This window comes from Nocardia sp. BMG51109 (genome assembly GCF_000526215.1).
Taxonomy (GTDB): domain Bacteria; phylum Actinomycetota; class Actinomycetes; order Mycobacteriales; family Mycobacteriaceae; genus Nocardia.
In genome coordinates this window covers 120,316-133,653 of the sequence record NZ_JAFQ01000004.1, presented here as the reverse complement: position 1 = coordinate 133,653, position 13,338 = coordinate 120,316, and the positions used below count along the sequence as shown (strand labels likewise).

General features: G+C 71.2%; 14 protein-coding genes. 2 read left to right on the top strand and 12 right to left on the bottom strand.

The window, feature by feature from the left end; all coding sequences use genetic code 11:
- Positions 1-55: 55 nt before the first annotated feature.
- The 8 genes from D892_RS0102020 to hpnC form a co-directional block, all read right to left on the bottom strand.
- Complete coding sequence (locus D892_RS0102020) at positions 56-1,357, bottom strand: hypothetical protein (protein ID WP_156959336.1); 1,302 nt, start codon at positions 1,355-1,357, stop codon at positions 56-58.
- 88 nt (positions 1,358-1,445) lie between these two features.
- The gene (gene hpnH, locus D892_RS0102015) at positions 1,446-2,447 is read right to left on the bottom strand and encodes an adenosyl-hopene transferase HpnH (RefSeq protein WP_024799644.1); all 1,002 of its coding nucleotides are present in this window, start codon (positions 2,445-2,447) and stop codon (positions 1,446-1,448) included.
- A complete protein-coding gene (locus D892_RS43380) occupies positions 2,448-3,332 on the bottom strand; it encodes a hypothetical protein (protein ID WP_024799643.1) in 885 nt (294 codons plus the stop codon).
- 3 nt (positions 3,333-3,335) lie between these two features.
- Positions 3,336-5,282 carry a squalene--hopene cyclase gene (shc, locus tag D892_RS0102005; protein ID WP_024799642.1) on the bottom strand — a complete coding sequence of 649 codons (1,947 nt, stop codon included), beginning with the start codon at positions 5,280-5,282 and terminating at the stop codon, positions 3,336-3,338.
- Positions 5,283-5,284: 2 nt separating this feature from the next.
- Positions 5,285-6,316 carry a polyprenyl synthetase family protein gene (locus tag D892_RS0102000; protein ID WP_036567885.1) on the bottom strand — a complete coding sequence of 344 codons (1,032 nt, stop codon included), beginning with the start codon at positions 6,314-6,316 and terminating at the stop codon, positions 5,285-5,287.
- Positions 6,298-7,677: a hydroxysqualene dehydroxylase HpnE gene (gene hpnE / locus D892_RS0101995; protein ID WP_024799640.1), complete on the bottom strand. Its 1,380-nt coding sequence runs from the start codon at positions 7,675-7,677 to the stop codon at positions 6,298-6,300. Before hpnE ends, D892_RS0102000 begins: the two co-directional genes overlap by 19 nt.
- A complete protein-coding gene (gene hpnD / locus D892_RS0101990) occupies positions 7,674-8,567 on the bottom strand; it encodes a presqualene diphosphate synthase HpnD (RefSeq protein WP_024799639.1) in 894 nt (297 codons plus the stop codon). The genes hpnE and hpnD overlap by 4 nt, the downstream gene beginning before the upstream one ends.
- Positions 8,564-9,418, bottom strand: coding sequence for a squalene synthase HpnC (gene hpnC / locus D892_RS0101985; RefSeq protein WP_084160887.1), 855 nt, complete (start codon positions 9,416-9,418; stop codon positions 8,564-8,566). The genes hpnD and hpnC overlap by 4 nt, the downstream gene beginning before the upstream one ends.
- 104 nt (positions 9,419-9,522) lie before the next feature.
- Between hpnC and D892_RS0101980 the strand changes: the two genes are divergently transcribed.
- Positions 9,523-10,734 (top strand): CdaR family transcriptional regulator, encoded by a 1,212-nt coding sequence (locus D892_RS0101980; protein ID WP_024799637.1) that lies wholly within the window; start codon positions 9,523-9,525, stop codon positions 10,732-10,734.
- A 22-nt stretch (positions 10,735-10,756) separates the two neighbouring features.
- On the opposite strand, the gene D892_RS0101975 is transcribed toward D892_RS0101980, so the two are convergent.
- Genes D892_RS0101975 through D892_RS0101965 form a run of 3 tightly spaced genes read right to left on the bottom strand, consistent with a single transcriptional unit; the run spans position 10,757 to position 11,966 of the window.
- Complete coding sequence (locus tag D892_RS0101975; RefSeq protein WP_024799636.1) at positions 10,757-11,065, bottom strand: DUF202 domain-containing protein; 309 nt, start codon at positions 11,063-11,065, stop codon at positions 10,757-10,759.
- Positions 11,062-11,412 (bottom strand): YidH family protein, encoded by a 351-nt coding sequence (locus tag D892_RS0101970; protein ID WP_024799635.1) that lies wholly within the window; start codon positions 11,410-11,412, stop codon positions 11,062-11,064. The genes D892_RS0101975 and D892_RS0101970 overlap by 4 nt, the downstream gene beginning before the upstream one ends.
- On the bottom strand, positions 11,409-11,966 hold the full coding sequence (locus D892_RS0101965) for a TetR/AcrR family transcriptional regulator (RefSeq protein ID WP_024799634.1): 558 nt from the start codon (positions 11,964-11,966) through the stop codon (positions 11,409-11,411). The genes D892_RS0101970 and D892_RS0101965 overlap by 4 nt, the downstream gene beginning before the upstream one ends.
- A gap of 176 nt (positions 11,967-12,142) precedes the next feature.
- Between D892_RS0101965 and D892_RS0101960 the strand changes: the two genes are divergently transcribed.
- Positions 12,143-12,685, top strand: a complete 543-nt coding sequence (locus D892_RS0101960; protein WP_024799633.1) for a YaeQ family protein — start codon at positions 12,143-12,145, stop codon at positions 12,683-12,685.
- Between the two features lie 8 nt (positions 12,686-12,693).
- Here the strand turns inward: D892_RS0101960 and D892_RS0101955 are convergent, their stop codons facing one another.
- Positions 12,694-13,212, bottom strand: coding sequence for a dihydrofolate reductase (locus tag D892_RS0101955; protein WP_024799632.1), 519 nt, complete (start codon positions 13,210-13,212; stop codon positions 12,694-12,696).
- Between the last annotated feature and the right edge of the window lie 126 nt (positions 13,213-13,338).

Genomic DNA, 13,338 nt, shown 5'->3' with positions numbered 1-13,338 from the left:
AGCGGGTAACATCCGAAACGGCCTGGTAAGCAATGGTTTCGCGGTCACCGGGCGGTCAGCGGTCGACCGTCGCCTTGTCGACGCGGCGGCGCAGCACATGGGCGAACAGCGCGCATCCGGCGACCATCGTGAGGGCGGCCCATCCCGGGACCACGGAGGCGTGGCCGTCGTATTCGCACACCACGCCGGCGCCCGGCTGGGCGACCTCGGTGCACGCGCCGAAGCTCAGGGTGGTGCGCAAAGCGAGCACCGCGGACGGGCCGATGACGAGCGCGGCACCGAGTACGCGGGCCGAGGCGCGGCGCGGCACGGTCGAACCGAGACCGAAGCCGATGACGACCGCGAGTATCAGGTTGGTGACATTGTCGACCGGTCTGCTGCCGTTGCGCAGATACCCCAGCACGATCGAGCAGAGCGCCAGGACCGCGAACGCGCCGAACGCGACATCCGGTCTCGGCCATCGCATTCCGGCCGCGAGCCCCGCGCCGGTCAGCAGCACGAACAGCGGCACCGACCAGACCGGCAGCGTCGCCGCGATCGTCGCGTTGCCCGCGGCCGTGACGGCGACGGCCATCAGCACGAACTCGCCGTCCCGGCCGGGCAGCAGCAGTGCGGCGCCGCCGGTGACCAGTGTCGAGAGGGCGACCGCGGCGACGATCATGGCCGTGCCGCCCTCGCCGTTGGTCACCCAGTTCGTCGTCAGCAGCCCGGTGGCCAGCAACAACAGGCCGGCCACGATCGGCGCCAGCGGCAGCTCCACCGTCATCCGCACCGTCGAGACGCTGCGGCGGTTGAGGTAGGTGCTGATCGCGACCAGCACGAGCGCCACGACGATCAACCAGACCGGCGGCGAGTCGGAGGCGACGGCCCAGCCCGGCCGCAACGGGTCGCTCTCGGCCTGCTGCGGCGTCGGCAGGGCCACGGCGACGGAGACGCTGGCGACCATCCCGAGAATCCAGCCGGCGGTCGGCGCCGCGAACCTGGCCACGGCCGCGCCGACACCGCCGAGCAGAATCCCGCCGACCACCGTGCCGAGGAAATTCATGGTGGTCAGGGTCGTCGCCGGGTGCGGGGAGCGGCCGAGCAGATGGCCGGCGGCGATCACGGCCGCGGCACCGAACGCCGTGCACCACGACACCAGCTCGCTGCCCGCGGCGGTGAGCACGGTGGCGATGACGACCGCCACGATCGCGCCCGCGGCCACGGCGGTGGGCTGATTGTGGGCGAGCAGATTCAGCTGCAGGGGCGACGAATCGCTGGTCCACCGGAAGTCGATGGGTACGGCCAGCGACAGTCCGGCAACGAGGGTTGCCAGGAATGCCGTGACGGTGTCCACTCCCGTGTGGATGCGTCGCACTCGGCCAAAGTAGCCGCATAGGGGCAGATCGGCCGGTTGAAACGCCGATCAGCGCACGGTTGCCGGTGGTGCCGCGTCCGGGCTGCGGTCAGCTCGCGGCGGCGCGGATCGTCTCTTTCAGCGAACCGAGGGTGGCGACGACGGCGGTCGGCTCGTACCCGCAGTGCGCCATGCAGTTCGCGCAGCGCGGATCGTTGCCGCGGCCGAAGCTCGACCAGTCGGTGTCGTCGATCAGTTCCCGGTAGCTCTGGGCGTAGCCGTCGTCGAGCAGGTAGCAGGGCCGCTGCCAGCCCTTCAGCGAATACGACGGGATGGCCCAGGCGGTGCAGTCGAAATCGACCTTGCCCTCCAGGAAGTCCAGATACAGCGGGGAGTGGTTGAGCCGCCACTTCTTGCGCCGGCCGTTCGCGAACGCCTTGGCGAACAGCTGATGGGTCTGCTGGACGCCGAGCCAGTGCTCCTGGTCCGGGGCCTTCTCGTAGGCGTAGCCGGGCGCGATCTGCATGTGATCGATCTCGAGCTCGTCGTTGAGATAGTCGAGCACGTCGATGACATCCTGCGGCGAATCCAGGTCGTAGAACGTCGTATTGGTCATCACCCGGAATCCCGCCGCCTTGACCTGCCGGATGGCATCCACGGCCTGATCGAAGACGCCGTCCTTGCAGACCGAGGCGTCGTGCCGCTCGCGCAGGCCGTCGAGGTGCACCATCCACGCGAAGTTCCGGTGCGGCGTGAACTTGTGCAGGTGCTTGGGCAGCAGCACCGCGTTGGTGCACAGGAACACGATCTTGTTGCGGTCCAGCAGCTGTCGCACGATCTCGTCGATCTGCGGGTGCATCAGCGGTTCGCCGCCGGCGATGGAGACCATCGGCGCGCCGCACTCCTCGATCGCGCCGACCGCCTGCTCCACCGGCATCCGCTGCTTGAGCATGTCGTGCGGGTGCTGGATCTTGCCGCAGCCCGCGCATTTCAGGTTGCAGGCGAACAGCGGCTCCAGTTCGACCAGGATGGGGAACTTCTCCCGGCGCAGCAGCTTCTGCTTCGCGAGATAGGTTCCCAGACGCAGGGATTGACGTAAGGGCATGCCCATTCAACTCACCTCCCGAGGGTGGAACGAAAGTTCATCGGTGACCGTGGCCTCGCGTGCCCGGACCGGTCCCAGGCCGGACAGGGCGTCGAGCAGGTCGGATGTCAGGGACGGCGGCACGGTCGGCGTGACCGAGACCGCGATGCGCCGGGCGGCCGCGAGCAGCCCCAGGTCGACCTCGTCGACCCGGTGCACCGCCTGCACCGGAATGCCCTGGCCGGCAGCGGCTTCCGTCAGGGCCGTAGCCGGGGAGCCGAGCGCCAGGACGAGATCGATACGGGACGAGAGGTCCGGCGGATCCGAGTCGGTGGCCGACGGCCCGGCCAGCAGTACCTCCCGCTCGCCGAGCGCGGCCGACCACTGATCGAGAACCGGTGCGGCACAGCGCAATGCGTGCAGCGCCCGGATTCCGCGCAGCACGGTCCCGGGATGGACCAGCGGCGCGTCCCGGGTGTCCACGATGGCCCGGATGACCACCGTGCGGCCGTCCGGGACCGCATCGGCCAGGAATGCCGACTCGGTGTCGACGGCCAGCGCGCCGGTGGCCGCCAGGCGATCGCGGGCCGGGCCGTCGACGATGTGCTCCGCGGAGAAGATCGGGCCGAGGTGCACGCGCAGGCCGAGGCGCCGCAGCGCCGAGTAGAGCAGCGGCGCCGCATTGCTCGGCAGCACCGTCCCGGCGCGGCGGATCTGCTGTGCGACAACCAGATCCCCGGGACGCAGCGACGGATCCAGCGCACCGGCCACCCCGGCGACGGCGATCGCGCCCGCCGGGGTGTCGAGCCGCTGGGTGGGGCCGCGGCCGGTGCGCACCGTGTGGGCGGTGGTCGCGCCCCGCAGTGCCGCCCGCTCGCTTCGCAGTGGGGCGCAAACGGTTCCGGGTAGCATCGCTCAGCCGCCCCGGTGCCCGTTGCGGGCCGGCTCCGCCGCCCGCAGGTACCGCCCGAGCGCCCAGATCGGGAACACGATGCGATACAGGTGGTAGTTGATGTAGAAGTCGCCGGGGAAGCCGGTGCCGGTGAACAGGTCCTCGTCCCAGCCGCCGTCGGGGCGCTGCGTGCCGATCAGCCAACCGATCCCGCGCTCGACCGCGGGGGAGTGCTGCTCGCCCGCCGCCAGCAGGGCCAGCAGCGCCCAGGCGGTCTGCGAGGCGGTCGACTCGCCGTGCCCGATCCAGGCCGGATCGCGGTAGGAGCGCAGATCCTCGCCCCAGCCGCCGTCCTCGTTCTGGTGCGCTCGCAGCCACCGCACGGCCGACCGGATCGGGCGCGATCGCGGATCCTCCCCGGCGGCCACGAGGGCGGGCACGACCGCGCCGGTGCCGTAGATGTGGTTGGCCCCCCAGCGGCCGTACCAGGAACCGTCGCGTTCCTGATGGTCGAGCAGCCAGCGCACGCCGCGCCGGCACCGCTCGTCGGATCCGCGTCCCAGCTCCGCCAGCATCTCCACCACGTGCGCGGTGACGTCGGCCGACGGCGGGTCGGTGACGGCGCCGAAATCGCAGAACGGGAGCTTGGCCGGCAGCGCCGACGTGTTGTCGGCGTCGAAGGCGCCCCAGCCGCCGTCGGCCGACTGCATGCCCACCGTCCAATCGGTGCCGCGCCGGATCGCGGCCCGCAGCCGCTCCGGGTCCGGATGCGAAACCCGGTGCAGCGCAAGGATGATCAGCGCACTGTCGTCGGTGTCCGGATAACAGTCGTTGGCGAACTCGAAGGCCCAGCCGCCGGGCGCCAGGTCGGGGCGGCGGACCTGCCAGTCGCCGCCGGCGGTGATCTGCTCGCCCAGCAGCCAGTCGGTGGCGCGCAGCACCGCCGGATCGTCGCCGGGCGCCCCGGCCTCCAGCAGCGCGGCGGTCGCCAGCGCGGTATCCCACACCGGCGACTGGCACGCCTCCAGCCGGCGCAGCTCGCCGGCGGGCGTGTGCTCGTGGACCACGAATCCCTCGAGGCCCTCCAGCCCGGCCCGCATCGCCGGATGGTCCACGGAGTAGCCCAGCAGATGCAGGGCGAGCAGCGAATACACCCATGGCGGCTGGATTCCGCCCCACCCGCCGTCGGCCTCCTGGCGAGCCAGGATCCACTCCGCCGCCTGCCGCATCGCCATCTCGCGGACCCAGCCGAGCGGGCGCCGGGCGTAGGTGTGCAGCACGGTGTCCAGCCGCTGGAACATGCCCGCGATGCTGACGATCGAATTCCGCCGCGGGGCAGGGGATCCGGTGCGCAGCTCGTCGATGCCGAACGACAGCGGGCGCACCGGGCGCAGGGTGGCGACCACCGTCAGCGGCACCACCGTCTGCCGCGCCCAGCAGCCCCAGTCGTAGATGTTCAGCGGGAACCAGGACGGCAGGAAGATGAGTTCCGGTGGCAGATTGGGCAGATCGTCCCAGGGCCACAATCCGAACAGCGCCAGCCAGATTCGGGTGAACACCCGGGTGCCCTCGATGCCGCCGCCGGTGCGCACGAACTTCGCGGCGGCCCGCATGTGCGGCTCGTCCGCGCCGTCGCCGGCCAGCCGCAGCGCCACCCATGCCTCCGCGGTGGTGGACAGGTCGCCGGGGCCGCCGTGGAAGGTTGCCCAGGTGCCGTCGGCCCGCTGCTGGGACCGGATCCAGCGGGCGGCGGGTTCGGTCACCTCCGGGGTGGCGATGCCCAGGAACGCCCGCAGCAGCAGATCCTCGGCGTCCATCGTCACATTGGTGGCCAGTTCGCCCTTCCACCAGCCCGTGTCGTCCTGCAGTGCGCGAAGGTGCACCTGCGCCGTCCGCAGCGCATCGCGGACGAGAGCGGGATCGGCTGTCGCCCTTGCGGTCTCGCTCGTGCCGGAATCGATCACAGTCATACTCACGCACTCCGTTCGATGATGAACCTCGCGAGGTCGGTCAGTTCGCCGCGGCATTCGGGGGGCATCGGCACCGGGGCCAGCGACTCCTCGGCCAGCGCGACCCGGCGCTGCGCCTCCGTCCGCGCCCAGCGCCGCCCGCCGGCCCGGTCGACGAGTTCGGCCGCGCCCCGCAACTCGTCCTCGTCCGGTGTGTCGGGCCGGGCCAGCCACCGTGCCAGTTCGCGTCCCGCCGATCCGCCGGCCTCCAGCGCCCAGACCACCGGCAGCGACTTCTTGCGGGAACGCAGATCCGACCAGACCGGCTTGCCGGTCACCTCCGGTTGCCCCCATATCCCGAGTAGGTCGTCGACCAGCTGAAATGCCAGGCCGACGTGATGGCCGTAGCTCTGCATCGCCGAGACGGTGCGGTCCGGCGCACCCGCCAGCAGCGCGCCGACCCCCGCGCTCGCCGCCAGCAGCGCGGCGGTCTTCCCCGTCGCCATCCGGACGCATTCGGCCAGGCTCACGTCGTCGCGGTGCTCGAAGTCGACGTCGGCGGCCTGCCCCCGGATCAGCTCGGTGGTCGCGGTGGCGATGATCTTGGCGGACGGAATCGCCTGCGGCGAACCGGAATCCAGCAGGACCTCGTGGGCCAGCGACAGCATCGCGTCGCCCGTCAGCACCGCCACCGCATCGCCCCAGACCGCCCACACCGTCGGCCGGTGCCTGCGGGTGGCGTCGCGGTCCATCAGGTCGTCGTGCACAAGGGAGAAGTTGTGCACCAGCTCCACCGCCACCGCGCCCGGTAGCGCGGCGGCACCGCCGCCGCCCACCGCCCGCGCGGCGAGCAGCGCCAGCCGGGAACGAATGGATTTGCCGCCGTTGCCCCGTACGGGGCGCCCGTGCTCATCGCACCATCCGAAGTGGTACGCGACCACGGGACGGATCGTGTCGTCGAGCCGGTTCACCGCATCGCGTAATGCTTCCCGCACCGCGTCGCTTCCGGTGTCGACGGCCGACAGGGTCGTTGTAGTCACCGAATCACCTCCCATTCGGGTGTACGGGTGTTGTTGTCCGAAACAAGTTCTGCCACAGCGGATTCGCCGCTGCGGACGGCGCCCTCCATGGTCGCGGGCCAGCCGGTGGCGGTCCACGCGCCCGCGAGATACAGGCCCGGCAGCGCGGTGCGGGCGCCCGGGCGCAGGCGCGCGCAGCCCGGGGCCGGGCGGAAGGTGGCGTGCCGTTCCCGGGTGACGAAGAAATCGCGCAGCCGGGCCGTCCCGGTCGCGGGCAGCAGCTCCCGCAGCGCGGGCAGGAAACGCTCGCGCAGCTCGGCGGTGGGCAGGTCGACGAGATCGTCGGCGGCCGAGACCGATACCGCGAGATACTGTCCGCCGGAGGCGTCGTGGTCACCGAGCCCCGAGGCCGGGGTGCGGTCGAACACCCACTGCGCATCCGTCCCGAGACCGGCCACGAACGGGGTGTTCATCACCTTCCGGTCGTAGACGGCGTGCACGTTGATGATCGGCGCGCTGCCCAGCGCCGCGGCCCAGCCGGCCGGCAGATCCATCGCACCCGGCGGCAGCAGCGCGGACGCCGGGCCGGGCGGAACGGCGAGTACCAGAGCGTCCACGTCCACGCCGTCGCCGTCGGCGCGAATCGTCCAGCCGTCCGGATTCCGCTGTACCGCGGATACTTTCGTGCGGGTCAGCACGGTCGCCCCGGCGGCCGCCAGCGCCTTCTCGGCCGATTCCCCGTGCAACCGGCCCAGCGGCACCCGCGCCCAGCCGATATCGGCGGCATCGGACCGGGTGAGCAGGCCGATCTGAAAGACCGTGGCGGCCAGCGCCAGCGAGACGTCGTCGGCGCGGGCGTTCAGGGTGGCGATGCCGACCAGATCCCACAGACTCTCGACGGCGTCGCGGTCCTGCCCGTGCGCACGCAGCCACTCGCCGAAACTCGCGGCGTCACTGCGCGGATCGCCGGGGTCCACGGCGCGCAGGGCCAGTGCGGCGCGGACGAAACGCGCGCGGGCGGCCGATGACAACCAGGGATATCGTGCCAGTGCCCAGCTCAGATGCAGCGGCGCGGGCAGCGGGAGCCGCCGCAGCCTGCCCGCTCCGGTGGCGCCGCCGGGCAGCGGGCCGCGCACCGGGATATCCAGGCGCGCTTGCAGATTCACGTCGTCCTCGACATCGAGCCGGGCCAGCAGCGCGCGGTAGCGGTCGCAGCAGCGCAGGAACACGTGCTGGCCGTTGTCCACCCGCAGCCCGCCGCGGTCGAACGAGTAGGTCAATCCGCCCAGCCAGGGCCGGGATTCGAACAGTGTCACCCGGTGTCCGGCGTCGGCGCAGCCCAGCGCCGCGGTGATACCCGCGAGGCCGCCGCCGACCACCGCGACGCGGGCGGTCACGGCGTGCTCCGCGACGTTCTGGTCGCCGAGGACCGCAGCAGCGCGCCGGAGGCCACCCGGGCCTTCTCCCAGCCCGACAGCGACAGCCGCCGGTCGTACACCGCCGCCGGATTCGCCCGGATCCGGGTGTTGAGCTGGCGGTAGATGCCCGCCATGGCGGCGCAGCACGCGGCGCTGCGGCTGTCGAGTTCGGGGAGCAGCCGCAGCCCGAGGCAGTACCAGTTCTCGGCGCGCTCGGTGGCGTCGCGGATCAGCGCCGCGAGCCGCCCGTCCGGATCGCTCAGCGCGCCGGTGTCGTCGAATTCCAGCCGCACGCCGTACCGGTCGAGTTCGTCGCGGGGCAGGTAGATCCGGCCGTTGCCCAGATCCTCCCGGATATCGCGCAGAATGTTGGTCTGCTGCAGGGCAATTCCCAGCTGGTCGGCGAACAGCGGTGCGCGCGGGTCGGTCCCGGCGCCGAAGATCGACAGGCACAACCGGCCCACCGCACCCGCGACACACCGGCAGTACGTGGTCAGTTCGCCGAAGTCGGCGTAATCGATGCCGTCGACGTCCCTCTGCACGCCGTCGATCAGTTCGCCGAATGCCGACAGCGGCACCGGATAGCGGCGCGCCGCATCGGCCACCGCCCGCAACACCGGATCGTCCTCGCCGCCCGGGTCGTCGAGGGACTTGCGCAGCCCGGTCAGCGCCTCGGTCTTGGCCGCCGGTGCCAGGTCGCCGTCGCCGATGTCATCGATCCGGCGCGCCAGGGCGTACAGCGCGCACAGCGCGGATCGCTTGTCCGGGGGGAGTAGTCGTATGCCGTAGTAGAAGTTCTTGGCCTCGGTGCGGGTGATCCGTTCGCAGGCGGCGTAGTCCTCGGAGACCGCCGGGAGCACGGTCGTCATCGCGGCACCACCGCCGCCCGGCCGAGCAGCGTCACCATCGAGCGCACGGTGTCGACGTGCTTGGGCTTGGCCTCCCGCGCCCAGACGTCGCCGCCGGCCGCCCGCAGCGCCCGCGCCGTCGCATAGCCGCCCCCGACGTATCCGGCCACCGCCATCCGCGCCCACCCCGTGAGCCGGGCGACCAGTGCGGCGCCCTCGTCGAGCAGGTCGGCGGCCCGGTCCACCTGCCGCAACACCACCGAACGGCACCCGGGTTCGGCGGGTCCGCCGGTCGCCAGTTGTTCGGTGCGCACCCCGAACTCGGTCAGGTCCTGTTGCGGCAGATAGACGCGCCCGGCCCGGTAGTCCTCGGCGACGTCCTGGCAGTGTTCGAGCACCTGCAGCGCCGTGCACACCCGGTCCGACAGCGCGATCGTCTCGGGCGTGGCCTGACCGAACACCGCGAGCACCAGCCGCCCGACCGGATCGGCCGACAGCCGGCAGTACCCGAGCAGATCCTCGAACGTCGCGTACCGGGTGACCCGCTGATCGACCAGATTCGCCTCGATCAGGCGCTGGAACGGTTCCTGGTCCAGCGCGCAGGCGGAGACCGTCGGCGCCAGCGCCGCGAATACCGGCTCGGCCGGCGAGCCGCCGCTCCACACCAGCGCCAGGTCCGCGCGCAACGCCAGCAGCCGTGCCGTGCGGTCGCCCGGCGCCTTGTCGCCGACGTCGTCGATCAGGCGGGCCGTGGCGTACACCGCGTGCAGGTGTTCGCGTTGGTCGCGGGGCAGCCAGCGCAGCGCGACCGGGAAGTTTTCGTCCCGCTCCTGGGCCCGCAAGCGACGGGGCCCCGCTGTCGCTGCGTCCATGGTTCGATAGTGAGCGCTACGTCACACGCAAATCTTCAACCTGCATGGTGATTTCGGTCGGTCGTTTTTGTCACGGCGCGATAATCGAGGCCGGAGGTAGTCGAATGAGCGTCTCCGATGAAGAACTACAGGTTAAACCCGACGCGATCGAGCGGCTGGCGTCCGAACTCGATGCTAGAATGCCCGCTCTACTCTACGAGGTGCGCGACGCCCTCGCCGCCGAATGGCCCGACTACGCGAGCTTCCTCGACCAGCACCACCCCGACGTCGCCGAGGCGGGTGTGCTGTTCGTGCACAGCCTGCTCGAGATGGCCGAGCACGGCCCCGGGCCGCAGGCCCGCGACGGTGAGTACACTCGCGCCCGGCTCATCTTCGAGCAGATCGGGCGGCGGCACTTCGCGGACGGCACGGAGCTGTCCTACCTGCTCACCGCGTATCAGGTCGGGGCGCGGGTGGCATGGCACCACGTCGCGGCGACGGCGCTGGAGCTCGAGCTCGAGCCGCATGTGCTGGCGGCGCTGGCCGAGGCGGTGTTCGTCTTCGTCGACCAGTTCTCCACGGCCTCGGCGCACGGGTACGTGCTGGAGCAGTCGGCCGCCAGCGCCGCCCGCGAGCGGCTCCGGGAGGAACTGGCCGAACTGCTGTTGTCCGGCCGGTCGGACACCGTCGGCCTGCGCGCGGCGGCGGCCCGGGCCAGCTGGCCGTTGCCCGAGGACACCGCGGTCGTGCTCGCCGATCCGGAGGACACCGAGGCGCGCACCGCCCTGGATCGGATCGGGTTCAACGCGTTGCCGATCCGGCGTTCCGATGCGGTCGGGCTGATCGTGCCGCATGCCGGTCGGGGCGGCCAGCTGCACCGGTTGACCACCGGGCTGCACGGGCTGGCCGTCGTCATCGGCGGTCCGCTCACGCTCGATGTGCTGCCCGCGGGGATGCGGATCGCGCAGACGGCCCTGCGGTTGCGGCGCAGCGGCGTGCTCGCCGGCAGCCCGGTCCTGGTCGGCGATCAACTCGACACCATCATCGCGAACCGGGACGAATGGCTGCTGTCGGTGCTGAAGGACCGGGTGCTGGAGCCGCTGCGCGAGGTGCCGGCGGGAACGCGGGACCGCCTGATCGAGACGTTGCGCAGCTGGCTGTGGCATATGGGCGACCGGCACGAGATAGCGCACGAACTGCACATCCATCCGCAGACCGTGCGCTACCGGATGACCCGGCTCCGGGAGCTGTACGGCGACCGGCTCGACGAGCCGCGCGAGCGTGCCCGGTTGTTCCTGGCACTGATCTGGGACGAACCACACGAGCCATCGGAGTGATCGGACGAATGCCGTGGCCGCACTAGATCAGGGGTGCGGCGACGGCGATCACGGCCGCCACGATCATGACGGTGACGATCGCGGCCGTCGTCATCGCGATCACCCGGGCGCCGTGGCCCCAATGCCCGTGTCGCAGTGAGCGATTGCGCAGATAGCTCATGGCCGCGACGATCACCAGCACCAGTGCGGCCGCCAGCGCCGCTGTCACCGCGGCGGCCCGCTCGGCGACGACGGCCTCGTGCGTGAACAGCGCCGCGGTGGCCGCGGTGCCGACCGCGGTACGGCGCCAGGCCAGCGCGGTGCGTTCGGCGGCGAGCGTCGGCGCCGTCACCGCAGCACCGCCACCGCGGCGAGCACGGAGATCACCGCGATGCCCGCGGCCAGCAGCGGCACCATCACGGAGTGCGCGAGCGGCTCGCCGCGCCGCATCCGCCGCTGCACGTCCCGCCAGTGCGTGTAGGCGCCCACGCAGATCATCACCGCCAGCACGATGCAGCTCAGCGCCAGCGCCCGCCGCAGCGCGGCGTGGTGGAACGACTGCGCCAGGGTGTGCACGGCGACGCCGCCGGCGAGCAGGCCCAGGGCGGTCCGGATCCAGGCCAGGTAGGTCCGCTCGTTGGCGAGCGTGAAGCGGTAGTCGGGCTCGCTCTCCTCGCGATCGGTCTCGTCGGCCGTCATGGGACCCGAGTCTGCCGGTCGGTGCGCAGGCCGGCGAGGGTGACCTCGATCAACCGCCCGGCGGCCTCCGGCGCTGTCTCGCAGGCCGCGCCGATGCCGTGGCCCAGCCGCAGCAGATCGCGCGGCTCGATGTCGGCGCGGATCAGGCCGGTCTCCTGCACCGGCCGCAGCACCGCGCCCGCGGCGTCGGTGATCAGGCCCGAGCACAGCGTGAAGGTCTCGGAACTGCGGTCGATCGCCGCCTTCAGGGTGGCCGCCAGGCTGCGCTTGTCCATCACGAAATCGACCTGTGCACGGAACCACTGGTCGAGAGCCTCGGCGGGAGAAAGTGTTTCGATGAGTTCGTAAGCGCGGGCGGCCAGCGCCTCGATCCTCGACCGGTAGACGGCCTCGATCAGCGCGTCCCGGTTCGGGAAGTGGCGGTAGAGCGTGCCCGGGCCGACGCCGGCGCGGCGCCCGATCTCGTCCAGCGGGGCCTCGGGACCGTGCTCGGCGAACGCCTCGCGGGCGCATTCGACGATGCGCTCGTAGTTGCGGCGTGCGTCGGCGCGCATCGGTCGTGCCGTCGGCGACGTTGTCGGCGGTACGTCCACGGTCCCTCCCATGAGAACGGACGAACTCCGCTCGGCTCGGACAAGCGGAGATATTCTCCACATGTTAATCGCAACGTCTCCCGTCGTGTTTGCCCGTCTTCGATGCGGCGTTCCCGCACCGTTAAGCTGCTGCTGCTATGGCCCTGAGCGCGACCGTGTACACCTTCTCCGTCCAGCTGGCCCTCGTGGACCGCGACGTCTACCGGGAGGTGGAGCTGCGGGTGGCGCGGCATCCGTCGGAAACGGCCGAGTTCATGCTGACCCGGCTGATGGCCTACTGCCTCGAGTACCGGGAGGGTATCGCGTTCAGCGACGGCGGCGTGTCGTCCACGGCCGAACCCGCGGTGCTGGCCCGCGACCTCACCGGGCGCCGCACCGCCTGGATCGAGGTCGGTGCGCCCGATGCCGAGCGGGTGCACCGCGGCAGCAGATCGACCGAGCAGGTCGCCATCTACACCCATCGTGAGCCCGCCAAGGTGCTGGCGCAGTTGGCCGGCAAACGCATTCATCGCGCCGAGTCGATCCCGCTGTACTCCTTCGACCCCGGCTTCGTGGAATCCGCCGCGGCGGCGATCGAACGCCGCAATGCCGTCACCGTATCGGTCACCGAGGGGCAGCTGTATCTGGATCTCAACGGTACGAACCTCGATACCGCGATCCACGAGCACCGGCTCGGGTGATCGCCCGGCTACTTTCGGGCGTAACTGCGGAACACGTAGGAATCCCGGCCGTTGGCCGAGCGCTGCACCCCGGTGGTGAACGCCATGATGAACTCGCCGGTGATCTCCGGCGCGTACACGTCGCCGGCCACGTCGGTGCTCACCTCGGTCAGCGAGATGACCGTCGCGTACGGCATGGCCGCGCGGAGGGTTTCGCCGCCGCCGATCACCCACACCTCCTCCGGATCGGTCAGCGACAGCGCCTCCTCGATGGATCCTGCCCGCTCGGCACCGGCGGCGTACCACTGCGGATCGCGGGTGACGACAATATTGCGCTGCTCCGGCCGGGCGCGGGCCTGCTCGGGCAGCGCGTCCCAGGTCCGGCGTCCCATGATGACCGTGTGCCCGGTGATCACTTCCTGGAAATGCTCGAGATCCTCCGGGATGTGCCACGGTACGGTGCCCTTCGCCCCGATGACGCGGTCGCGGGTCTGCGCCCAGATCAGCCCGACGGTCCGCTTGCCGGTAGGGGTCGTCGCTGAACTCACCAGACCAGGATAGCCATCGCTACAGGCAGGACAGTTATTGACTGGCAATCATTTCTGCGGGGTGGAGAAGGCATCTCTGTGGGTTGGCGAACGCCGCCGCGGGCATCGGCGGTCGGGCCTCGACCG